Annotated in this window: 20 protein-coding genes; 6 read left to right on the top strand and 14 right to left on the bottom strand. The window is 72.5% G+C overall.

Translation table 11 applies throughout. The features are described 5' to 3' along the window. Positions 1–240: 240 nt before the first annotated feature. Positions 241–612, top strand: coding sequence for an ATP-binding protein (locus tag IG94_RS0135405; RefSeq protein ID WP_052411021.1), 372 nt, complete (start codon positions 241–243; stop codon positions 610–612). An 8-nt stretch (positions 613–620) separates the two neighbouring features. Here the strand turns inward: IG94_RS0135405 and IG94_RS0135410 are convergent, their stop codons facing one another. Then, positions 621–1,130: a hypothetical protein gene (locus IG94_RS0135410; RefSeq protein ID WP_224219859.1), complete on the bottom strand. Its 510-nt coding sequence runs from the start codon at positions 1,128–1,130 to the stop codon at positions 621–623. Between the two features lie 172 nt (positions 1,131–1,302). Continuing rightward, positions 1,303–2,904: an MDR family MFS transporter gene (locus IG94_RS0135415; RefSeq protein WP_031047227.1), complete on the bottom strand. Its 1,602-nt coding sequence runs from the start codon at positions 2,902–2,904 to the stop codon at positions 1,303–1,305. Between the two features lie 212 nt (positions 2,905–3,116). On the opposite strand from IG94_RS0135415, the gene IG94_RS0135420 reads away from it, so the two are divergent. Continuing rightward, positions 3,117–3,704 (top strand): TetR/AcrR family transcriptional regulator, encoded by a 588-nt coding sequence (locus IG94_RS0135420; RefSeq protein WP_031047230.1) that lies wholly within the window; start codon positions 3,117–3,119, stop codon positions 3,702–3,704. Between the two features lie 18 nt (positions 3,705–3,722). Here IG94_RS0135420 and IG94_RS0135425 read toward each other — a convergent pair whose 3' ends face one another. Then, positions 3,723–4,391: a M23 family metallopeptidase gene (locus tag IG94_RS0135425; protein ID WP_031047233.1), complete on the bottom strand. Its 669-nt coding sequence runs from the start codon at positions 4,389–4,391 to the stop codon at positions 3,723–3,725. A 627-nt stretch (positions 4,392–5,018) separates the two neighbouring features. Between IG94_RS0135425 and IG94_RS0135430 the strand changes: the two genes are divergently transcribed. Next, positions 5,019–7,988, top strand: a complete 2,970-nt coding sequence (locus tag IG94_RS0135430; protein ID WP_031047235.1) for an NACHT domain-containing protein — start codon at positions 5,019–5,021, stop codon at positions 7,986–7,988. Positions 7,989–8,049: 61 nt separating this feature from the next. On the opposite strand, the gene IG94_RS0135435 is transcribed toward IG94_RS0135430, so the two are convergent. Next, complete coding sequence (locus IG94_RS0135435) at positions 8,050–10,575, bottom strand: ATP-dependent Clp protease ATP-binding subunit (protein WP_031047238.1); 2,526 nt, start codon at positions 10,573–10,575, stop codon at positions 8,050–8,052. Positions 10,576–11,005: 430 nt separating this feature from the next. Between IG94_RS0135435 and IG94_RS0135440 the strand changes: the two genes are divergently transcribed. After that, entirely contained in the window at positions 11,006–11,671 is a 666-nt protein-coding gene (locus tag IG94_RS0135440; RefSeq protein WP_043485537.1) for an SCO3374 family protein, read from the top strand. A 14-nt stretch (positions 11,672–11,685) separates the two neighbouring features. On the opposite strand, the gene IG94_RS0135445 is transcribed toward IG94_RS0135440, so the two are convergent. The 10 genes from IG94_RS0135445 to IG94_RS0135490 form a co-directional block, all read right to left on the bottom strand. Continuing rightward, complete coding sequence (locus IG94_RS0135445; RefSeq protein WP_031047244.1) at positions 11,686–12,021, bottom strand: histone-like nucleoid-structuring protein Lsr2; 336 nt, start codon at positions 12,019–12,021, stop codon at positions 11,686–11,688. Positions 12,022–12,324: 303 nt separating this feature from the next. Next, positions 12,325–12,834, bottom strand: a complete 510-nt coding sequence (locus IG94_RS0135450) for an amino-acid N-acetyltransferase (RefSeq protein WP_031047246.1) — start codon at positions 12,832–12,834, stop codon at positions 12,325–12,327. A gap of 9 nt (positions 12,835–12,843) precedes the next feature. Then, positions 12,844–13,266, bottom strand: a complete 423-nt coding sequence (locus tag IG94_RS0135455) for a BlaI/MecI/CopY family transcriptional regulator (protein WP_078535871.1) — start codon at positions 13,264–13,266, stop codon at positions 12,844–12,846. A gap of 115 nt (positions 13,267–13,381) precedes the next feature. Next, positions 13,382–13,561 carry a hypothetical protein gene (locus IG94_RS0135460; RefSeq protein ID WP_031047252.1) on the bottom strand — a complete coding sequence of 60 codons (180 nt, stop codon included), beginning with the start codon at positions 13,559–13,561 and terminating at the stop codon, positions 13,382–13,384. A gap of 23 nt (positions 13,562–13,584) precedes the next feature. After that, positions 13,585–14,247 (bottom strand): hypothetical protein, encoded by a 663-nt coding sequence (locus IG94_RS0135465; protein ID WP_031047254.1) that lies wholly within the window; start codon positions 14,245–14,247, stop codon positions 13,585–13,587. 229 nt (positions 14,248–14,476) lie between these two features. Continuing rightward, on the bottom strand, positions 14,477–15,274 hold the full coding sequence (locus tag IG94_RS0135470) for a type III pantothenate kinase (protein ID WP_031047256.1): 798 nt from the start codon (positions 15,272–15,274) through the stop codon (positions 14,477–14,479). Between the two features lie 5 nt (positions 15,275–15,279). Next, the gene (nadC, locus tag IG94_RS0135475; protein ID WP_031047258.1) at positions 15,280–16,311 is read right to left on the bottom strand and encodes a carboxylating nicotinate-nucleotide diphosphorylase; all 1,032 of its coding nucleotides are present in this window, start codon (positions 16,309–16,311) and stop codon (positions 15,280–15,282) included. A gap of 5 nt (positions 16,312–16,316) precedes the next feature. Beyond that, positions 16,317–18,131: an L-aspartate oxidase gene (locus IG94_RS0135480; RefSeq protein WP_031047261.1), complete on the bottom strand. Its 1,815-nt coding sequence runs from the start codon at positions 18,129–18,131 to the stop codon at positions 16,317–16,319. After that, positions 18,128–19,138, bottom strand: coding sequence for a pantoate--beta-alanine ligase (gene panC, locus IG94_RS0135485; RefSeq protein WP_031047264.1), 1,011 nt, complete (start codon positions 19,136–19,138; stop codon positions 18,128–18,130). The genes IG94_RS0135480 and panC overlap by 4 nt, the downstream gene beginning before the upstream one ends. Further along, positions 19,135–20,412 carry a Rossmann-like and DUF2520 domain-containing protein gene (locus tag IG94_RS0135490; protein WP_031047269.1) on the bottom strand — a complete coding sequence of 426 codons (1,278 nt, stop codon included), beginning with the start codon at positions 20,410–20,412 and terminating at the stop codon, positions 19,135–19,137. The genes panC and IG94_RS0135490 overlap by 4 nt, the downstream gene beginning before the upstream one ends. 152 nt (positions 20,413–20,564) lie before the next feature. Here IG94_RS0135490 and IG94_RS0135495 point away from each other — a divergent pair, with 152 nt between their 5' ends. Both IG94_RS0135495 and IG94_RS0135500 read left to right on the top strand, forming a co-directional pair. Further along, positions 20,565–21,911 (top strand): threonine aldolase family protein, encoded by a 1,347-nt coding sequence (locus tag IG94_RS0135495; protein ID WP_372459482.1) that lies wholly within the window; start codon positions 20,565–20,567, stop codon positions 21,909–21,911. A 116-nt stretch (positions 21,912–22,027) separates the two neighbouring features. Beyond that, positions 22,028–23,134, top strand: coding sequence for a DUF5937 family protein (locus IG94_RS0135500; RefSeq protein WP_031047274.1), 1,107 nt, complete (start codon positions 22,028–22,030; stop codon positions 23,132–23,134). The last annotated feature ends 33 nt before the right edge of the window (positions 23,135–23,167 follow it).

The raw sequence follows: 23,167 nt of genomic DNA on the forward strand, positions 1-23,167 counted from the left end.
GGCCTCGCGCTGGCGGCGCAGCTCCCAGCCGTAGTAGTCGAGCGGGGAAGCGGTCGGGTCGAGGGACTGGATGTTGGCCACTGCGGCACCTCACTCCGGGGACTACGGACGGCAACGCCGGACGGCGTTCGTTTCTCTGCGTAGTCGAGCGTACGCAGCGTGTTCCAGGATTGTGGCGTGAATCACGTAACTGGTCCGCAGGCGGCGGACGTCGAGAGCCAGTACCACGCCGAGTTCGCCATGGGCCCGCACTCGGCCCGCCACCTGCGCCGCGTGCTGCGGCTCTGCCTGGGCCGCTCGGGCCTGTCCCACGTGGCCGACGCCGCCGAGCTGGCGCTCACGGAGCTGGTCGCCAACGTCGTACGGCACGTGCCCGGCCGGCGTTGCCGCGTCTGCTTCCTGCTCCAGGCGGACGGCGTGCGGGTGGAGGTCGCCGACGGGTGCCCGCGGTTGCCGGTCGCGGCGGAGGCCGACGCGCTGGGCGAGGGCGGGCGGGGACTGGTGATCGTCGCCGCCGTGGCCGACCGGTGGGGTGTGACGCCGTACGCCGACGGGCGGGGCAAGACGGTGTGGTTCGAGTGCGGCGGCACGGCGGAGCCGCCGGGTTCGTGACCGGGCCCTCAGCCGGCCGCGTGCCGGGTGGCGACGGCGCGTACCTCCTGGGCGGCGCCCGCCGGTTCGAGCAGCATGGTGCCGGTCTCGCGGCCCTCGTGGTGGACGCGCAGGCGCGGGCCGTCGACGAGGACGCGCAGCTCCGGCCAGGGGTGGCGCCACAGCAGGGCGGAGCGCTCCCACAGTTGCAGGCCGCGGCTGGTCACGACGAGCTGGTACTGCGGGCCCTCGTGCGCGGCGGGCGGGGTGTGCTCGCGGTACGGGGGCCGGACGGTGTAGGTGCCGAGGACCTTCTCCCCGGGCTCCAGGACCTCGCGGCGCACCGCGCGGCGGCGGGCGATCCGTACGCCGGCCCAGCCCGCGAGCCCCGCCGTGAGCACGGCGGGCCCGGCCACCGCCCACCACGGCAGCGCGGCCTCCACGCCCGCCGCGACGACCGCGGCCACCGGGAGGAAGGCCGTCCCGGCGGCACCGACCAGCTCCGGCTTCCCGAGAGGTCTTCCGCCGTCTCCGTCCACGTCCGCCCCCACTCGTAGTGTGCTGCCCCCGTGTCCCGGCGATCAGCCTATCCGGGGTGCGGATCCTCGCCCCGGGCTCCCGGAGGGGCACGACGTCGCAGGAAGCGGGGATGCCCCCGGGCGGTGGCAGGAACCACCCGGAGGCATCCGAGCAACGCTCGCCGGACCGGCGTCAGACCGTCTCCGCCACCGGCGCCTTCGCCGCGGCCGTGTCGTCGTCGCCGTCGGCCGGGGCGTCGGACGTCTGCGGGCCCGCGCCCTTCAGCGGGACCTCCTTGACGAAGACCGCCGCGACCAGCGCGAGGACCGCCACGGCGGCGCCCAGCAGGAACGCCCCGTGGGTGCCGGAGGACACCGCGTGCTGATAGGCCTCGCGGGCCGCCTCCGGCAGCTTGGCCAGGCTGGCCGCGTCCAGCTGGGCCGACTGCTCCGTCACCTTGGAGCCCAGCGCCCCGGCCCGCTCGGTCATCTCGTGCTGGACGCGGCTGTTGAAGAGCGCGCCCATGATCGCGACGCCGAAGGAGGAGCCGAGGGTGCGGAAGAGGGTGGTGGAGGAGGACGCGACGCCCATGTCCTTCATCTCGACGCTGTTCTGCGCGACCAGCATGGTGATCTGCATCAGGCAGCCCATGCCGAGTCCGACCACGGCCATGTAGACGCCGGAGGTGAAGCGGGTGGTGTCGGTGTCCATGGTCGACAGCAGGAACAGGCCGACCGTCATCAGCGCGCCGCCCGCCACCGGGAAGATCTTGTAACGGCCGGTGTTGGTGGTGATGCGCCCCGCCACCATGGACGTGACGAGCATCGCGCTCAGCATCGGCAGGAGCAGCAGCCCGGAGTTGGTGGCGGACGCGCCCTGCACCGACTGCTGGTACAGCGGCAGGAAGAGGGTGGCGCCGAACATCACGAAGCCGGTGACGAAGCCGATGCCGGACATCAGCGTGAAGTTGCGGCTGCGGAAGATGTGCAGCGGCACGATCGGCTCGGCGGCCCTGGTCTGCCAGAACACGAACCCGACCAGCGCGGCGACGCCGATGCCGATCAGCTCCATGATCCGCGCGGAGCTCCACGCGTACTCGGTGCCGCCCCAGGTGGTGACGAGCACGATCGCCGTGATGCCGACGGTCAGCAGCGCGGCGCCCAGGTAGTCGATGCGTGCCTGGCTGCGCTTCTTCGGCAGGTGCAGTACGGCGCTGATGGCGACCAGCGCGACCGCGCCGAGCGGCAGGTTGATGTAGAAGGACCAGCGCCAGCCCCAGTGGTCGGTGATGGTGCCGCCGACCAGCGGTCCGCCGATCATGGCCAGCGCCATGACGCCGGCCATCATGCCCTGGTACTTGCCGCGCTCGCGGGGCGGTATCAGGTCGCCGATGATCGCCATGACGCCGACCATCAGACCGCCGGCGCCCAGGCCCTGGACGGCGCGGAAGCCGATGAGCTGGCCCATGTCCTGGGCCATGCCGCTGAGCGCCGAGCCGACCAGGAAGATAACGATCGACGCCATGAACGTGCCCTTGCGCCCGTACAGGTCGCCGAGCTTGCCCCACAGCGGGGTCGAGGCCGCGGTCGCCAGGGTGTAGGCGGTGACGACCCAGGAGAGGTGCTCCAGGCCGCCCAGTTCGCCCACGATCGTCGGCATCGCGGTGCCGATGATCATGTTGTCGAGCATCGCGAGCATCATCGCGATCATGAGGGCGAGCAGGACGACCCGCACGCTCCTCGGCTGCTTGCCGCCACCGGCTTCGCCGGTCGCCGCCTCCACTGTGTCCGCCATCGCTCCCACTCCCCCAGCCACCGCTGCGAGCCGTGCCACTTCCGTGGTCCACTTACTTGCCGCCCGGCAAGTTGCCTACACTGGGGAAGGTAGAGGCGTAACTAGCCGGGCGTCAAGTAAGTTTTTCGGAAAGTGCGCGGGGGCAGGAGTGCGCGAGGGCAGGGGGTGCGTAGGAAGATGGGCGGCACGATGAACAGCACCGGGCGGCAGCGATGAACGGCACCAGGCAGCAGCGACGCCGCGGGGACACCCGTCAGCGCATCCAGGACGTGGCGCTCGCGCTCTTCGCGGAGCAGGGGTACGAGAAGACCTCGCTGCGCGAGATCGCCGAGAGCCTGGACGTGACCAAGGCCGCGCTGTACTACCACTTCAAGACCAAGGAAGAGATCCTCGTCAGCATCTTCCAGGACCTGTCACGGCCGCTGGAGGACCTGATCGCGTGGGGCCGGGACCAGCCGCACTCCCTGGAGACGAAGCAGGAGATCATCCGCGGCTACAGCGCGGCGCTGGCCGGCGCGGCACCGCTGTTCCGCTTCATGCAGGAGAACCAGGCGACGGTGCGCGACCTGCGCATCGGCAACATGTTCAAGTCCCGCATGTTCGACCTGCGCGACATCCTCATCGACCCCGAGGCCGACATGGTCGACCAGGTCCGCTGCCTGACCGCGCTGTTCACGCTGCACGCCGGGATGTTCGTGCTGCGGGACCTCGAAGGCGACCCCGAGGAACAGCGTGCTGCCGTTCTCGAGGTCGCCACCGATCTGGTCACCCAGGCACACCGGGGAACCGCGGGCGCGTAGCGCCTGTACTCCGGACCGTCAGACGGTCACGCCCTTGTCGCGCAGGAAGGCGACCGGGTCGACGGCCGAGCCGTAGTTGGCCGTCGTGCGGATCTCGAAGTGCAGGTGCGGGCCGCTGGAGTTACCGGTGTTGCCCGACTTGGCGATGGACTGGCCGGTCTTCACGACCTGCCCGGCCTTCACGTTGATCTTGGACAGGTGCGCGTACTGGGAGTACGTGCCGTTGCCGTGCTTGACCACGATCGCGTTGCCGTAGGCGGGGCCGTCACCGGCACCGTTGCCGCCGGCCTTGACGACGGTGCCGCCGTGCGCGGCGACGACGTTGGTGCCGATCGGCACGGCGAAGTCCTGGCCGCTGTGCTTGCTGGCCCACATGCCGCCGTTCTGGGCGAAGCTGGCGCTCAGCTTGTACTTCTTGACCGGGTCCACCCAGGAGGCGGCCTTCTTCTTGGCGGTGGTGTGCTTCGTGCTCGCGTCGGCCTTCTCCGCCTTGGCGGCCTTGGCCTGCGCCGCGGCCTGGGCCTCGACGGCGCTCGCGGCGGTGGAGCTGTCAGCCGCCGCCGTGGTGCCGGTGGCGGCCGCGACCCCGGCTCCCAGTGCGGCCGAGGCACCGAGACCGGCGGCCATCACCGCGGCGCGGGTGCGGAGGGTCGTACGGGAAGGACGGGTCGTGACACGCGGAAACATTCGAACCTCATGGGGACGGGAACAGAGGATTGCCCCTGCGGCGGGACGCACAAGGCGCTCACCGGGCGGGCTCCACCTTGGTAACGCGGCGACCCCAAACCGCACAAAGGTGTGACCTACGACCCCATCTAGTACTTGAGTGTGAAACTTACCCATGTCCGACAGTGCCGTCATTGCGGACACGGCCAGACCAGAGGCGCGGGATTCGGGTGTCACCGCAGCGGAGCGTGTCCGGTTTGCCCACTCTTGCGACCACGACTATTCCCCGTAGTACCCCCCGGATGCCCTGTGCCCCATGTCACCGGCGGCCATGATCGAAGACCCGGTGAATGTGACGGGGGCTACTCCCGAAAGGGGGTCGTTCCGGTTAACCCACCCACTGCACAAGGGCGTTCACCTGGGCTCGGAGCATGGCCGACGTCACAGCACCCGCCCGGCTCGGCGAGATCGCCGTCGAGGGCCACGAGGCCGTGGGGCTCGGGCCGGAGCGCTCGGCCGGCCGGGACGGACGGCACGGGCGTCGTCGAGGCGCCCACCGGGTGGCAACCTGCGAGCCAGTTGTCCTGAGCGGCCCTGCCCGACGCCCGATAGGCTCCCGTGGACGACGACCGTCCACGGGGGTGGCGCATGGAACCGGCGGTTCTCGGCGGGAAGTTGGCGTCCAGTCTGGTCGCTCCGCTGGTGAAGAAGCTGTTCGTCGCTGACCAGCCCGGCGCCGGGCTGGTCGACCGACCGGTCCGGTTGACACGACTCGTCTCCTTCCGGGGTGAGCAGCGCACCCTCGGTGAGAAGGAGGTGCGCGGCCTCGCCGGCCGGCTGGTCTCGGACTCCCTCGACTCTCCCGGCGAACCGCCCTTCCCCCGCGACGAGGAGACGGCCGTCGCCGACGCCCTCGCCGCCCGGCTCCTCACCCTCGGCGACCTGGACATGGACGACGTGCAGGCGGTGCGGCTGGGGCACGGGGAGCTGGCCAGGCGGCTCCGCTGCGGGGCGCCCGCAGCCACCACGGGGCTGTCCTCGGACGCCCGCTACTTCCTCGACTCGGCGACCGAGTGGGCGTGCCTGCACATCCTGGAGTTCTTCACCCGGCGCTCCACCTTCGTCGCCCGCACCCTGGTCGCCCAGACCCGCGGCCAGGCCGAGCTGATCGCCAAGGTCGACGAGCTGATCACCCGAGTCCCCCGCCCGGACGCCCGTGACACGGACTTCGAGCGGCGGTACCTGCGGTACGTGGCCGAGCAGCACAACCGCATCACCATCTATGGCATCGACCTCCGCGACTCCCCCGACAGATGGCCCCTGGAAGTCGCCTACCTGAGCCTGGAGGCGACCGCGGAGGAGGACCGCACGGCCCTCCCGGGGGAGCACGCCGAACCGGAGCGCACCGTCCGGCTCCCCGCCGAGGACGCCCTGCTCACCCACGACCGGGTGCTGCTGCGCGGCGACGCGGGGTCCGGGAAGACGACGCTGGTGCAGTGGCTGGCGGTGACCACGTCCCGGGACGGCGACCGGATCCCGTACGTCCTGCCGCTGCGCACCCTCGTGCGCGCGGAGGCCCTCCCGGCGCCCGCGGCCTTCCTGACCGCGGTGGGCTGCCCGCTCGCCCCTCCGGAGGGCTGGGCGGAACGGGTGCTGGGCGCCGGCCGGGGCCTGGTCCTCGTCGACGGCCTGGACGAGATCCCGGCCGCCGACCGGCACCGCGCCCGCGACTGGCTCCTCGCCCTGGTGCGCGCCTTCCCCGGCAACCGCTGGCTGCTCACCTCCCGTCCCACCGCCGTACGCCCCGACTGGCTGGCCGCCGAGGGCTTCCGGGAGCTGGCCCTCACCCCGATGCGCCGGGCCGACGTCACGACCTTCGTACGGCGCTGGCACGCCGCCGCGCGGGCGCCCGAGTACGAGGCGGACCTGCTGGACGCCCTGCGCACCAAGCGCGACCTGGCCCGACTCGCCACCAACCCCCTGATGTGCGGCCTGATCTGCGCCCTGCACCGCGAACGCCGCGGATACCTCCCGACGGGCCGCAAGGAGTTGTACGACGCCGCCCTGACGATGCTCCTCGCCCGCCGGGACCGGGAGCGCGGCATGGCGGCGGTGGAGCTGAGCGAGGAGGCCCAACTGGAGCTGCTCCAGCGGCTGGCGTACGCGCTGGTGCTGAGCGGGCGCACGGAGATGGAGGCGGGGACGGCCGAGGGCATCGTGGAGCGCGCGCTGCCCTCGGTCGCCTCGGCGGCGGGTCAGGGCGACGCGTCGACCGTCCTGCGGGCGCTGCTCCTGCGCAGCGGGCTGCTCCGGCAACCCGCCGAGGGGGTGCTGGACTTCGTCCACCGCACCTTCCAGGACTACCTGGGCGCCCGGTACGCGGTCGAGGAGGGCCACCTCGACGTCCTCGCGGGCCGCGCGGGCGACACCCAGTGGGAGGACGTCATCCGCATGGCCGTGGCCCACGCCCGCCCCGGGGAGCGGGCGACGCTGCTGCGCGCGCTGCTCGCGGAGGACACCCCGCGGCTGACGCTGCTCGCGCTCGCCTGCCTGGAACACGCGACCGCGCTCGATCCGGCGGTACGGGCTGAGGTGGAGGCGCGGGCGGGGGCGCTGATCCCGCCGACATCGACAGAGGACGCGAAGGCCCTGGCAGAGGCGGGCCCCCTGGTCCTGGAGCTACTGCCGGGCCCGGAGGGACTGACGGACGCGGAGGCCCACGGCGTCACGGTGACGGCCTCGCTGCTGGCCGAGCACGAGCAGGACGGAGCGCTCGCCGTGCTGCGCAGGTTCCGTGAGCACGCGGATCTCGACGTGCGGCGGCAGTTGGTGGGGACGTGGGAGCGGTTCGACGCGCGGGGCTACGCGGTGGAGGTGCTGGATCATCTCGATCGCAGCGGTCTCCATCTGACGTGCCGCACGAGCGAGCAGCGTGCAGCGGTCTCCGCGATGCGCCCCTGGAGGGACCTGTTGTTCGACGGACCGCACAGTGCGGCCGACATCCTCGGTTGCACGGCGGAGCCAGATGCCGTCGAACGCCTGAGGATCAGGAACAGCAGCGCACTCGTCCGATTGGACGAACTGTCCGCCTTCACGGCCTTGCGGAGCCTCTCCCTGGTCTTCTGTCCGTCGCCACTCGACCTCAGCGTGCTCCCCAGGACGATCGAACATCTGTCGGTCAGGCGTTGCGCGGAGCTGACTGGCCTGAGGGACATGGGGTCACTACAGAGCCTGGACCTGGCCTGGCAGCAGATTTCCGGCACTCGACTGACCGACTCCCTGCCCCCAGCCGCACCCCTGGAGGCGCTGTGGCTCGGTCGGGGAACCACCGGCACCACCGGTCTTCGGGGTTTGTCCACATGGAGCACGCTGACGCTGCTCGATGTGGAAGTCACCGCGTCGCTCGACGCGGCGGACCGGGCCGAGATCGCTCGGTTGCCCAGGCTGGCGCACCTGGGACTCACCGGCTTCCGGGGCGACGAGCCCTTCTTCTCCCAGCCGGTCGCCCTGCCCAATGTCGGCAACGTCCTGCTCCACGCCGCCCCCGACGCACACGTCGACCTCGTCTGCCTGGCCTCGCTTTTCAGCGACACCAACGTGATACTGCCGAAGCCCTGACCACACGAAAGGGGCCGGTGCCCAACGGCACCGGCCCCTTTCCAGGCTCACCCCCGGAGGGCTACGCCTCCTTGCTCAGGTTCGGGCCGGCGCCGCCGGCTGCCTGCTCGATCGGCGGGGCGTCGGGGAGGGCCGACTTCTCCTCGCCGCGGAAGGTGAAGGTCGCGGTGTCGCCCTCGCCCTCCGTGTCCACGACCACGATGTGGCCGGGGCGCAGCTCGCCGAAGAGGATCTTCTCCGACAGCGAGTCCTCGACCTCGCGCTGGATCGTGCGGCGCAGCGGACGCGCACCCAGCACCGGGTCGTAACCCCGCTTCGACAGCAGCTCCTTCGCGGACTGGGAGAGCTCGAGGCCCATGTCCCGGTCCTTGAGGCGCTCGTCGACCTTGTCGATCATCAGGTCGACGATCCGCAGGATGTCCTCCTGGCTCAGCTGCGGGAAGACGACCACGTCGTCGACGCGGTTGAGGAACTCGGGCCGGAAGTGCTGCTTCAGCTCGTCCTGGACCTTGTTCTTCATGCGGTCGTAGTTCGACTTGGTGTCGCCCGCGGCGGCGAAGCCGAGGTTGAAGCCCTTGGAGATGTCCCGGGTGCCGAGGTTGGTCGTCATGATGATGACCGTGTTCTTGAAGTCCACGACCCGGCCCTGGGAGTCGGTCAGGCGACCGTCCTCCAGGATCTGCAGCAGCGAGTTGAAGATGTCCGGGTGGGCCTTCTCGACCTCGTCGAAGAGGACGACCGAGAACGGCTTGCGGCGCACCTTCTCCGTCAGCTGACCGCCCTCCTCGTAGCCCACGTAACCGGGGGGCGAACCGAAGAGGCGGGAGACCGTGTGCTTCTCGCTGAACTCCGACATGTCGAGGGAGATCAGCGCCTCCTCGTCACCGAAGAGGAACTCGGCGAGCGCCTTGGACAGCTCGGTCTTACCGACACCGGACGGGCCGGCGAAGATGAACGAGCCACCGGGACGCTTCGGGTCCTTCAGGCCGGCCCGGGTACGGCGGATCGCCTTGGACAGCGCCTTGACGGCGTCGACCTGGCCGATGACCCGCTTGTGGAGCTCGTCCTCCATGCGCAGCAGGCGGGACGACTCCTCCTCGGTCAGCTTGAAGACCGGGATGCCCGTCGCCGTGGCGAGGACCTCGGCGATCAGCTCGCCGTCGACCTCGGCGACGACGTCCATGTCGCCGGCCTTCCACTCCTTCTCCCGCTTGGCCTTGGCGGCCAGGAGCTGCTTCTCCTTGTCGCGGAGGGAGGCGGCCTTCTCGAAGTCCTGGGAGTCGATGGCCGACTCCTTGTCCCGGCGCACGCCGGCGATCTTCTCGTCGAACTCGCGCAGGTCCGGCGGCGCGGTCATCCGGCGGATGCGCATCCGGGAACCGGCCTCGTCGATCAGGTCGATCGCCTTGTCCGGCAGGAAGCGGTCCGAGATGTAGCGGTCGGCGAGCGTCGCCGCCTGGACGAGGGCCTCGTCCGTGATGGAGACGCGGTGGTGCGCCTCGTAGCGGTCGCGCAGACCCTTGAGGATCTCGATCGTGTGCGGCAGCGACGGCTCCGCGACCTGGATCGGCTGGAAGCGGCGCTCCAGGGCCGCGTCCTTCTCCAGGTGCTTGCGGTACTCGTCCAGCGTGGTCGCACCGATGGTCTGCAGCTCGCCACGGGCCAGCATCGGCTTGAGGATGCTCGCGGCGTCGATGGCGCCCTCGGCGGCACCCGCACCGACCAGCGTGTGCAGCTCGTCGATGAAGAGGATGATGTCGCCGCGGGTGCGGATCTCCTTGAGCACCTTCTTCAGGCGCTCCTCGAAGTCACCGCGGTAGCGGGAGCCGGCCACCAGCGCGCCGAGGTCCAGGGTGTAGAGGTGCTTGTCCTTGAGGGTCTCGGGCACCTCGCCCTTGACGATGGCCTGCGCGAGGCCCTCGACGACGGCGGTCTTGCCGACGCCGGGCTCACCGATGAGCACCGGGTTGTTCTTGGTACGGCGGGACAGCACCTGCATGACCCGCTCGATCTCCTTCTCGCGCCCGATGACCGGGTCGAGCTTGGACTCACGAGCGGCCTGGGTGAGGTTCCGGCCGAACTGGTCGAGGACCAGGGACGTGGAGGGCGTGCCCTCCGCAGGACCGCCGGCGGTGGCGGTCTCCTTGCCCTGGTAACCGGAGAGCAGCTGGATGACCTGCTGCCGCACCCGGTTGAGATCGGCGCCCAGCTTGACCAGGACCTGGGCGGCGACACCCTCGCCCTCACGGATCAGGCCGAGCAGGATGTGCTCCGTGCCGATGTAGTTGTGACCCAGCTGGAGGGCCTCGCGGAGCGACAGCTCCAGAACCTTCTTGGCACGGGGGGTGAAGGGGATGTGACCCGACGGGGCCTGCTGGCCCTGCCCGATGATCTCCTCCACCTGCTGGCGGACCGCCTCGAGCGAAATCCCGAGGCTCTCAAGGGCCTTGGCGGCGACACCCTCACCCTCGTGGATCAGGCCCAGGAGGATGTGCTCGGTGCCGATGTAGTTGTGGTTGAGCATCCGGGCTTCTTCCTGAGCCAGGACGACAACCCGCCGCGCGCGGTCGGTGAACCTCTCGAACATCGTTAATCGCTCCTCAGAGCGGTCAGGCAGTGGGGGGAACTTCCCCTCCCTGTCCTTCCGCAGCTTAGTCCCGCAAGCGGGGACCGCTCATTCCAACTGCCGACACCGTCGATGGCCTCCTGACCCCTGACGCCGACATCTGCCACAACCCGATGGTGCGAGACGATGTTCCCGCAGGCCAAGCACTTACCCCACTCGCCAATACGCCGATGGCGAACGCGAGACGGCCCGGACTGCGTGTCGCCCCCTCCCACTAGGGATGTCTTACCCGCGGGGACTGGCACTCCATGCCGCGCACACCCGTTCCCTCCGCTACGGGCGAACAACCTTGTGCCTCCCCTCACCCCCGCACGCCCCCGATTACGGCACGCTGCGCATCCGTCGCACCACTCAGCGTAACTCGGGAGCCCTTTCGGCGGTTGCCCTTGGCATGTCCGGACCCCAGGCCCCGGCACCCGTCACTCCGGTGTCCGCCGCCCCCGCCGTGCCGCCGCCCCGCCGACCGCCCGGAGCACGGGGTCCGGGCACCACGCCGTCGGAGCGGCTGCGGCGGTGGTACGAGGAGACCCTCGGCTGGCCGACGGAGCCCGGGGCTCCGCTGCGGCTGCGCGTGGGCGTCCGCTTCGACGTCCTGGACGTCCCGGCCGACGCCGGCCGGGCGGCGCTGGAGCGGCTCGGCCGGTCCGGTCCGGCGGCCACGCGGTGGGCGCGGGTGCCGGTGGCCGTGCGGGGCGCGCGGATGCAGCTGCTCGTGGCGGCGGGCGGCGCGGAGGAACTGCCCGGACTGCTGGAGTGGCTGGAGTGGGGATCGCTGCCGATCGGTCTCTCGGCGGTCGGCACGGGGGGCCTCATGGAGGCGCCGCCACCGCCCGGCGACGAGGACGAGGGGGCGGCTGCGGCGGCGTCCGAGGGGGCAGGGGCGCGCGGGGCCGCCTGCTGGCTGCGCCCCCCGGAACCGGGGGGCGAGGCAGCGGGCCGGCTGCCGGCGCTGACGGCCCTCGGAGGCACCGAGGGCGCCCCGGACCTCGCACGGCTCGTCCACACACTGGCCACGCAGTGCCACCGGGTCCGGCTCGGGGCCGGCACCGGTCCGTGACGGGGGCCCGCTGATCAGCCGTTGGCCTTCTCGTACGCCTCGCGGATGATCGCGGGAACACGGCCGCGGTCGTTGACCTCGTAGCCGTTCTCCTTCGCCCAGGCGCGGATCGCCGCGGTGTCCTGGCTGCCGCCGGAAGCGGCGCGCGCCTTGCCCCGGCCGCCCGAGGCACGGCCGCCGGTGCGACGGCCGCCCTTCAGGTAGGGCTCGAGAAGTCCACGGAGCTTGTCCGCGTTGGAGGTGGTGAGGTCGATCTCGTACGTCTTCCCGTCGAGCGCGAACGTCACGGTCTCGTCTGCCTCGCCGCCGTCGAGGTCATCGACAAGAAGGACCTGAACCTTCTGTGCCACCGGATTTCCTTTCATCGATAACGTGAGGGCCGGAGCTCCGTCGGCGTCCGCCGTATCGCCGTCCCTTGTTATATGCAGTACAGCAGTACGCCGGAAAGCAAACCGCTTTTGCCGGGAAAACACAAACCCCCGGCGGAGACCGGGGCCGGATCGCGGCCGAAAACATGCGCGTTTCGGACATAGGGAACCCGCGAACGCGTCGTGGGCGCAATAAACCTGGCGAAGGTCTGCGAAGTTCGCCCGCGAAGAGGGCCTGCGAAGTCGGGCACGCATGGGCGGCGCTCGCCCACTGCTCTCATCCGATCACAGATGCAGAAGCATCCGGCTGTTGCCCAAGGTGTTCGGTTTCACTCGTTCGAGACCCAGGAACTCCGCAACACCCTCGTCATAGGAACGCATCAGCTCCGCGTAGACATCGGTGTCCACGGGCGTCTCCCCGATCTCCACGAAGCCGTGCTTGCCGAAGAAGTCCACTTCGAAGGTCAGGCAGAATACGCGGCGAACGCCGAGCCAGCGGGCGGTGTCCAGCAACTTCTCCAGCAACTGATGTCCGACGCCCGCACCCTTCAGGCCGGGCTTCACCGCGAGAGTGCGCACTTCCGCGAGGTCTTCCCACATCACGTGCAGCGCGCCGCAGCCGACGACCTCGGCGTTGTCGTCCCGTTCCGCGACCCAGAACTCCTGGAGGCTCTCGTAAAGCGTCACCATCGCTTTGTCGAGCAGGATGCGGTCGGAGACGTACGTGTCGAGGAGCCGGCGTACGTCCGGCACATCCCGGGTACGTGCCCGCCGGACGCTGATGGCATTTGACATGGGGGGACGCTATCGCCCGCCGCCCTCCGGTACCGAGCCGGGGCCCGGTGCGGCCGTTTCCGGCCCCTGCACGATGCGGATCGCGTCTCTGAGTGCCTGGCGCTGTTCCTCGCTCATCATGCCGAAGAAGGCGATGAGGGCGGCGGCGGGGTTGTCGCTCTGGGACCAGGCGTCGTTCATCAGCGCGGCCGCGTAGGCGGCACGGGTGGAGACCGCCTCATATCGATAGGCCCGGCCTTCGGACTCCCGGCGCACCCAGCCCTTCTGATGGAGATTGTCCAGGACGGTCATCACGGTGGTGTACGCGATGGACCGTTCCTGTTGCAGGTCTTCCAGGACTTCTCGAACGGTCACGGGGCGGTTCCACTTCCACACCCTCGTCATGACCGCGTCTTCGAGTTCTCCCAATGGGCGAGGCACGCTTCGAACCATACGGGCAGTACCGGTCGATCGCGCCCCGGACGTGCCCGTTCACGGGCGTACGTGAACAAAAGGGGCGTACGGCTCACCGGTCGCCGGGGAGCCGTACGCCACCGGGTCCGGCCGGTCAGGCCTCGGGGTGCGGGGACGTCTGACGGGCGCCCTCCGCCCGGGCGAGGGCGGCGTCGACCACCGCGTCCTCCTTGGCCTTGTTGGCGCCGCCCTGGGTCTTCACGATCACCCTGATCACGCCGATGAAGAACACGGCCATCACGGCCGGGGGCAGGAGCGCGGAGACGTAGTCCATGGCTCCAGGGTAGCCAGGCCCGCTCAGCCGGCCGCGAGGTGGTGCCGGGAGCCCTGACGCTCCCGGGAGTCCCGGCAGTCCCGGGAGTCCGGGGCGGGCGGGGCGGGCGGGGCCGGCTTGCGGCGCGGGAAGACCTCGCCCGGGGTGGGGACGGGGCGCTTGGGCGTCGCCGGGGCGGGGCGGGGCGCCGGTTTCTGCGCGGGCTTCTGCGGGGGCTTCTGGTCGGGCTGCTCCTCGGACCGCCGGCCGCCGGGGACGGCGTGCAGGCGGGTACGGGCGCGGATGCGGGTGCGGGCGGCGGGAAGCGTGACCGTGGGCCCCGAGGGGGCGCAGCGGGCGCGCAGGGCGGCCGCCACGGGATTGCCGCGCAGGGCGCCGAGGGCGGCGAGGTCGTCCGCCTCCGGGCGGTGTCCGGCGTCGAGCGCCTCGTCCAGGAGCGCGAGGTAGCCGGTGGCGGTGCCGGGGAGGGCGGCGCGGTACCGGGCCAGGTCGGCCACCAGGAAGGCGCGCAGCCGGGCGCTCTCCCGCATCGCCTCGTCGAGCGACTCTGCGAGGCGGAGGCAGTCCTGCGCCTCCTGCGCCGTGACGGGGCTGGGGTTCAGGGCGAGGGCGAGGGCACGCCGGAGCACACGCAGCTCCTGAGCACCGAACGCCATGCCGCCGCGGGGTCCGTAGGGCGTGGGCATGCGGCGACGATACGCGCTAATCAGACAAACTCGGCATAGGGGACGCGGGTGTGGCGGCGCGCCCTCACCCGGCCGGGGGCAGGGAGACCCCGCCCCCACTGCGGGCAGTCGTGCCGCTGGGGCGGCACGGGTGGGCGCGGCGGCACCCGGCAACGCCGGGCCCGCGCCACCCGCCTCTGGCCGACACGCACCCCGGGAGTCAGGGCATCCCGGTCCGGTGAACCCCTGCCTACATGCGGGACATGTTGCGCTCGTACACCAGCCGCAGCCCCATCAGCGTCAGCCACGGCTCGTGCTCGTCGATGACCGACGCCTCCCCCAGCACCATCGGCGCCAGCCCGCCCGTCGCGATGACCGTCACGTCGTCCGGGTCCTTGGCCAGTTCCCTCGCCATGCGGTTGACGACGCCGTCGACCTGCCCGGCGAAGCCGTACACGATGCCCGACTGCATCGCCTCGACCGTGTTCTTGCCGATCACGCTCCGCGGCCGGGCCACCTCGATCTTGCGCAGCTGCGCGCCCTTGACGCCCAGCGCCTCGACCGAGATCTCGATGCCGGGCGCGATGACCCCGCCGATGTACTCCCCGCGCGCGCTGACCGCGTCGAACGTCGTCGCCGTGCCGAAGTCCACGACGATCGCCGGGCCGCCGTACAGCTCCACGGCCGCGACGGCGTTGATGATGCGGTCCGCGCCGACCTCCTTGGGGTGGTCGGTGAGGATCGGGACGCCGGTCTTGACGCCCGGTTCGACCAGGACCGCGGGGACGTCGCCGTAGTACCGGCGGGTGACCTCGCGCAGTTCGTGGAGGACGGAGGGGACCGTCGCGCAGATGGCGATGCCGTCGATGCCGTCGCCCAGTTCGTCGCCGAGCAGCGGGTGCATGCCCATCAGACCCTGGAGGAGGACCGCCAGCTCGTCGGCCGTGCGGCGCGGGTCGGTGGAGATGCGCCAGTGCTCGACGATGTCCTCGCCGTCGAAGAGGCCGAGGACGGTGTGCGTGTTGCCTACGTCGATCGTCAGCAGCATGGGTTCTACTCCGCCGCTCGCAGGTCCAGGCCGATGTCCAGGATCGGGGAGCTGTGGGTGAGCGCGCCCACGGCGAGGTAGTCGACGCCCGTGTCGGCGTACTCCTTGGCGTTGTCCAGGGTCAGCCGGCCCGAGGCCTCCAGCGCGGCGCGGCCGGCGACCAGGGCCACCGCCTCTCCGCACTCGTCGGGGGTGAAGTTGTCCAGCAGGATGAGGTCGGCGCCCGCGTCCACGACCTCGCGCAGCTGGTGCAGGGTGTCGACCTCGACCTCGATGGGCAGGTCGGGGAAGCGCTCGCGCACGGCGGTGAAGGCCTCGGCGACGCCGCCCGCGGCGACCACGTGGTTGTCCTTGACCAGGGCCGCGTCCGAGAGGGACATCCGGTGGTTGACGCCGCTGCCGCAGCGGACCGCGAACTTCTCCAGGCTGCGCAGGCCCGGCGTGGTCTTGCGGGTGTCGCGGACCTGGGTCCTCGTGCCGTCCAGGGCGTCCGCCCACGCGCGCGTGGCCGTCGCGATGCCCGACATGCGGCACAGCAGGTTCAGCGCGCTGCGTTCGGCGGTGAGCAGGTCGCGGGTGCGGGTGGTCACGGAGAGGAGCTTCTGGCCCGCCTCCACGCGCTCGCCGTCCTCGACGTGGCGCTCCACCTCGAACTCGTCCGTGCAGACGATCGACAGCACCGCCTCGGCGACCCTCAGGCCCGCCACGACACCCGCCTCGCGCGCGGCGAAGTCGGCCGTGGCCACGGCCTCCTCGGGGATGGTGGCGACCGTCGTGACGTCCACGCCGCCCGCCAGGTCCTCCTGGATGGCGACGTTCGCGATGTCCTCGACCTCGACCGGGTCGAGGCCGGAGTCCAGCAGGAGTGCCGCGAGGGAGGGGTCGAGACCGCACTCCAGGTAGGCGTCCTCGTCGGTTTCCGCCGCTTCGAGGTCCGCTGCTCCGGTGTCCGCGCCGCAGGCACAGCCGTCGCCGCAGCCTCCGGTGGGGGCGAGGGGGAGTTCGGTGGGGTCGGAGGGGTGCTCGGAGGGGCTCACTGCTGTCACTGCTCCTGGGGACGGTGCGTCGGCTGGGCGCCGTGGACGGACGGGGCGGGTGTCGGGGCGGGCTCCGGGTCCGACGCCGGGTCCGGCGCCGGCTCCGATGTCGGGGGGAATTCTGGCGTGTCGGTGGTGTGCACGGCGAGCGCGCGGTCCGGGTTCAGACGTACGACGATGTGGCGGCGCCACGCGGTGTCGTCGCGCTCCGCGCGGTCCTCGCGCCAGTGGCAGCCGCGGGTCTCCTCGCGCCGGGCCGCGGCGGCCACCAGGACGCGGGCCACGGACAGGAGGTTGGTGGTCTCCCAGGTGTCCACGCCCGGTTCGGCGGTCTTGCCGTCTTCGCGCAGCGCCACGCGGGCCTCGGTGTGCAGACGGTCCAGCCGGTCGGCCGCGCGCGTGAGGGAACTCGCCGAGCGCAGCACGCCGGCGCCCTCGGTCATGATCCGCTGGATGGCGAGGCGGGCCTCGGGCGGAAGCAGGGGGTGCGCCGGGTGGCCGGGGTGCGGGAGCGGCGCCGGCACGCGCGCCCGGAGGGTGCCCTCCTCGTGGCTGTCCGCGATGTCGGCGGCGATGCGCTCGGCGTAGACCAGCCCTTCGAGGAGCGAGTTGGAGGCCAGGCGGTTGGCGCCGTGCACGCCGGTGCAGGCGACCTCTCCGCACGCGTACAGCCCGGGGACCGTGGTGCGGCCCGAGGCGTCGGTGCGGACGCCTCCGGAGGCGTAGTGGGCGGCCGGGGCGACCGGGACCGGCTCGGTGACCGGGTCGATGCCGTGGGCGCGGCAGGCGGCGAGGATCGTGGGGAAGCGCTGTTCCCACATCGCGGCGCCGAAGTGGCGCGCGTCCAGGTACATGTGCTCGGCGCCCTGCTCCTGCATGCGGCGCGTGATGCCCTTGGCGACGATGTCCCGCGGGGCGAGTTCGCCCAGTTCGTGCTGCCCCTGCATGAAGCGGACGCCGTCCGCGTCCACCAGGTGGGCGCCCTCGCCCCGTACCGCCTCCGAGACCAGGGGCTGCTGGCCCTCGGCGTCCGCGCCGAGGAAGAGGACGGTGGGGTGGAACTGGACGAACTCGAGGTCGCTCACCTCGGCGCCCGCGCGCAGCGCGAGTGCCACGCCGTCGCCGGTGGAGACGGACGGGTTGGTCGTCGCCGAGAAGACCTGGCCCATGCCGCCGGTGGCCAGGACCACCGCGGGGGCGTGGACGGCCCCGACGCCGTCGTGCCGGCCCTCGCCCATGACGTGCAGGGTCACGCCCGCGGTACGGCCCGCGGCGTCCGTGAGGAGGTCCAGGACGAGGGCGTTCTCGACGGTGCGGATGCCCCGCGCGCGTACCGCCCCGACCAGGGCGCGGGAGATCTCGGCGCCCGTGGCGTCGCCGCCCGCGTGGGCGATGCGGCGGCGGTGGTGGCCGCCCTCGCGGGTGAGGGCCAGGCCGCCCCCCTCCGACTCGTCGAAGTGCGCGCCGGTCGCTATGAGGCGGCGTACGGCGTCGGGGCCCTCGGTGACCAGGGTGCGGACCGCTGCCTCGTCGCACAGGCCGACGCCGGCGACCAGGGTGTCGTCCAGGTGCTGCTCCGGGGTGTCGCCGTCGCCGAGGGCCGCGGCGATGCCGCCCTGCGCCCAGCGCGTCGAACCGTCGTCGAGGCGGGCCTTGGTGACGACGACCGTCCGCAGGCCGGCGGCCTCGCAGCGCAGGGCCGCGGTGAGCCCCGCGACGCCGGAGCCGACGACGACCACGTCCGCGTCCAAGGCCCAGCCGGGGGCGGGCGCGTGCAGGCGTATGCCCGTGCCGGTCGGTCGTGTGCCTGTGCTCGTCACGAGGCGGCTCCGCGGGTTCCGAGGGTGAGGAGGACGTTGTCGATCAGCCGGGTCGCGCCGACCCGGGCGGCGACGGCGAGGACGGCCTCGCCGGTGTGGTCGTCGCCGATCTCGGTGAAGTCGGCCGGGTCCACCAGGGCCAGGTAGTCCAGCTCGAGCGGCGGGGTGGCGCGGGCCGCGTCGTCCAGCACCAGGCGGGCGGCGGCCCGGACGGCCGTGGCGCTGCCGGGGGCGGACGTGGCCACCGCGTGCGCGTCGGCCGCCGCGCGGGACTCGCCCAGGGCGCTGAGCGCCTCGGCGCGCGCCCGGGTGGCGGGCACTTCGCGGGCCCGGGCGCACAGGGCCGCCTGGGCGGCGTGCCGGTCAAGGCCCGCGAAGAGCGCCTGGGAGAGGGCGAGGGCGGTACGGCGTTCGGCCGCGGAGAGGTACCGGTTGCGGCTGGACAGGGCCAGGCCGTCCTCCTCGCGCACCGTGGGGACGCCGACGATCTCCACGCCGAAGTTCAGGTCGCGCACCATGCGGCGGATCAGCGCGAGCTGCTGGGCGTCCTTCTGGCCGTAGAGGGCCAGGTCGGGGCGGGTGAGGTGGAGCAGCTTGGCGACGACGGTGAGCATGCCGTCGAAGTGGCCGGGGCGTGAGGCGCCCTCCAGACGCTCGCCCATGGGGCCCGCGGCGACGCGCACCTGGGGCTCGCCGCCCGGGTAGACCTCGTCGGCGGAGGGTGCGAAGACGGCGTCGGCGCCCGCCCTGCCGGCGATCTCCAGGTCGGCGTCCAGGGTGCGCGGGTAGCGGTCCAGGTCCTCGCCGGCGCCGAACTGCAGGGGGTTCACGAAGACGGTGGCGACGACCTCGCCGTCGGGGCCCGCCAGGTCGCGGGCCGCGCGGATCAGGGTGGCGTGGCCCTCGTGCAGGGCGCCCATGGTCATCACGACGGCCCGGCGGCCGTGCCGCACACGCGCGTGCAGTTCGCCGGCGGTGCGCAGCAGGACGGGTGCAGTGGTGGTCATCGGGCGTCTCCCTCGGGACCAGCGGTGCCTTCGGGGCCGTGGGGACCGTCCGGGTCTTCGGGATCGGCGGGACCGGCGGGACCGGCGGGACCGGCGGGACCGGCGGGACCGGCGGGACCGGCGGGACCGGCGGGACCGGCGGGACCGGCGGGGCCACTGAGGCGTCCGGGACCGCCGGGGCTTCCGGGGGCATCGGAGCCTGTGGGGTCTTCTGCGCTCTCGGGGCTGCTCTCGGGGCTGTCGTTGCTGTCGCTGCTGCCGTCGGTGTCGGCCGCGCCGCCGGTCCCGCGGGCACCGTTCGTACGGCCGGTCCCGCGAGCACCGTTCGCACCGCCGGTCCCGCGGGCACCGGTCGTACCGCCGGTCGCCGTGGCTTCCTCGGCGAGTACGCCCAGCAGGTCCTCGGCCAGCTCCGGCTTCAGCAGGCCGTGCGCCAGCGCGCGGTCGGCGGTCGTCCGCGCCATCGCCAGGTAGCCCGCGACGGCCTGCGGGGCGTGCTCGCGCAGTTCCGCGACGTGTGCGGCGACCGTGCCCGCGTCCCCCCGCGCGACGGGCCCGGTGAGGGCCGCGTCGCCGGAACGCAGGGCGTTGTCGAGGGAGGCGCCCAGCAGCGGGCCCAGCATCCGGTCCGGGGCCGACACGCCGGAGGCGCGCAGCAGTTCCAAGGACTGGGCGACCAGGGTGACCAGGTGGTTGGAGCCCAGGGCGAGCGCCGCGTGGTAGAGCGGGCGCCGGTCCTCGGCGATCCACTCCGGTTCGCCGCCCATCTCGATGACCAGGGCCTCGGCGGCCAGCCGCAGTTCCTCGGGCGCGGTGACGCCGAAGGAGCAGCCGGCCAGGCGCTGGACGTCCACCGGGGTGCCGGTGAAGGTCATCGCCGGGTGCAGGGCGAGCGGCAGGGCGCCCGCGCGCAGGGCGGGGTCCAGAACCCGCGCGCCGTACCGCCCCGAGGTGTGGACGATCAGCTGCCCCGGCCGCACGGCGCCGGTCTCGGCGAGCCCGCTCACGAGCCCCGGCAGGGCGTCGTCCGGAACGGTGAGCAGGACCAGCTCGGCACGCCCGAGGACCTCGGCGGGCGTCATGAGCGGCACGTCGGGCAACAGTGCGGCGGCACGCCGCCTGGAGGCGTCGGAGACCCCGGAGACGGCCACCGGGCGATGCCCGGCGAGCTGGAGGGACGCGGCCAGCGCGGGGCCCACGCGTCCGGCGCCGACAACGCCTACGGTGAGCCGCGCGGGGCGGTCCCTGGGGTCTGGCTGTGGGGTTGTGTTCACGCTGCGGCGGCCTTCCCGTTCCAGTCCGCTCGGGGTACCGGACGATTTCTCGTCATGTTAACGCGATCGGTCCGGGCACCGTCCGGTTGTCCACAGGCTGTGCACGGGAAACCCGGGTGCCCGGCACGGGGTGCACGCGGCATCATCCCGGCATGAGCGATACGGCGGAACAAGCGGAACCAGCGGAGCAGGCGGAACGACCGACGAGGCGGACAGCGGGGCGGACGACGGAACGAACGGCCGCGCGAGGGGCCACGGAGGCAGCACGGCGGGGACGGGCCGAGGAGCAGTCGGAACCCGCCGGGGACCGGGAGGAACCGGCGGGTGAACGGGCGAATCCGGCGGGAGAACGGGCGGAACCGGCCGACGTGACGCGCCGGCGCCTTCGCGAACGGCGCGTGGCCGTCCACCGCGACGCGCGGCGCGTCCTCGCCCGCCCGGGGTTCATCACGACCCTGCGGGAGCGCATCGCCCTGCTGCAGGACGCCGACGGACTGTACGACCTCGACGAGCCCTCCGACATGTACGGCAACGGCATCGTGGCGGCCCTGGAGGACCGGACCGCCGCCCTGCTCGGCACCGAGGCCGCCGCCTTCTTCCCGACCGGCACCATGGCCCAGCAGGTGGCCCTGCGCTGCTGGGCGGGCCGCACCGGCAACCCGACCGTGGCGCTGCACGGGCTCAGCCACCCCGAGGTGCACGAACGCCACGCCTTCGACCGGCTCAGCGGCCTGCGCCCCGTACGGCTGACGGACGAGCCCCGGCCGCCGACCGCCGACGAGGTGCGCGGCTTCGAGGAGCCGTTCGGCGCGCTGATGCTGGAGCTGCCGCTCAGGGAGCCCGGTTACCTGCTGCCCACCTGGGAGGAGCTGACCGAGGTCGTCGACGCCGCGCGGGAGCGCGACGCGGTGGTCCACTTCGACGGGGCCCGCCTGTGGGAGTGCACCACCCACTTCGGGCGTCCCCTCGCCGAGATCGCGGGCCTGGCGGACAGCGTGTACGTCTCGTTCTACAAGTCCCTCAAGGGCTACGGAGGCGCCGCCCTGGCCGGGCCCCGGACGCTGATCGAGGAGGCGAAGGCCTGGCGGCACCGGTACGGCGGCCAGGTGTTCCAGCAGTTCCCCACGGCGCTGTCCGCCCTGGCGGGGCTGGAGCGCGAGCTGCCCCGGCTGCCGGAGTACGTGGCCCACGCGCGCGTGGTGGCCGCCGCGCTGCGCGAGGGCTTCGCGGCGGCCGGGCTCCCGTGGGCGCGAGTGCATCCCGAGGTCCCGCACACCCACGAGTTCCAGGTCTGGCTGCCCTGCGACGCCGACGACGCGGGCGAGGCCGCCCTCCGGCAGGGCGAGGAGACCGGGACGATGCTCTTCTCCCGGCCGTGGGACCCGGTCGGTCCGGGCATCGCCTTCACCGAGGTCGGTGTGGAGGCGGCGGGCCTGGAGTGGACGGCCGAGGACGTGCGGGCGGCGGCGGCCGACTTCGCGACCCGCCTGACGGCCTGACCGCCGCGGGGCGGCCGCCCCGGCCCCCGCTCCCCCTCCCCGCCGCGGAGCGCGTCGATTGACGGTGGCGGTCAATCGGCGGCGGCGTTGTCAGTGGGGGTGTGCACCATGGGGACATGAGCGTGCGCATCGACATCACGGGGCTGCGGCCGGAGCGGGTCGCCGTCGTGCCCTCGCCCCTGGGCGAGCTGTGCATGGCGCTGCACGCGCTGTCCGAGCCGGGGCACCACCCGGGGCTGCAGGGCTGGGCGACGGGCGTGACCGCCCGGCTGGACTCCCACCTGGCCGACCGGATGTGCGAGGCGGACTTCCTGTGGCGGACGACCTTCTCGGACCTGTTCATGCCGTTCGCCGGCATGCCCGGACGCTGCACCCTGCCCGGCGCCGCCCTCGCCGACGACCTGGACCTGCTCGACAAGCTGTCCGACGAGCAGTTCGTGGACGCGGCCCTGGAGTTCACCTGCGCGCTGCCGTACAGCACCGGCGGTGCCACGGCGCTCGACGACCCCGGGGCGCGCCGCCGCGCGCTGGATCTGGCCGCCGCGCGCGGCCCGCAGCAGCTGCGTTTCAGCGAGCGGCTGCTGTCCGACCCGCCCCGCATCCGGGCCTGGCTGCGCCAGTTCCTGCGCGACTGCGACGAGGCGTTCTTCGCGGACGCCTGGTCCCGGCTGCGCCACCAGCTGGCGGCCGACGCCCGTCACAAGACCGAGCTGCTGCGGCATCGGGGGCTGGCCGGGGCGCTGGCCGCGGTGTCCCCGGCGGTGGCGCTGGACGAGGCGGCAGGTGTGATCACGATCGACAAGCTGGGCGACGGCCGTACGGCGACCGGGGACGGTGGCCTGCTGCTCCTGCCCACCAGCTTCGGCTGGCCCCACCTGTCGGTCCTGCACCGGTACGGCTGGCAGCCCGTCCTGCACTACCCCGTCGGCGCCGCCGAGCCCGCCTCCCCGCCGTCGGTCGAGCAGCTCACGAAGCGGATGACCGCGCTGTCCCACCCGGTCCGGATGCGGATCTGCCGGTTTCTCGCCCGCAGCGCGTACACCACGGGCGAGCTGGCCCAGGTGCACGGCATGACGGCTCCCGAGATATCCCGGCACCTCGCCGTGCTGAAGCAGGCGGGGCTGATCACCACCCGCCGCCGCGGCCGGTACGTGCTGCACCAGCTGGACGTGACGGTGGTGGCCCGGCTGGGCAGCGACTTCCTGGAGGGCATACTCCGCTGACGCCACCGCCGTGGGGGCGGGCCCGGGGAGGGC

It is taken from the genome of Streptomyces olivaceus, assembly GCF_000721235.1.
GTDB lineage: Bacteria > Actinomycetota > Actinomycetes > Streptomycetales > Streptomycetaceae > Streptomyces > Streptomyces olivaceus.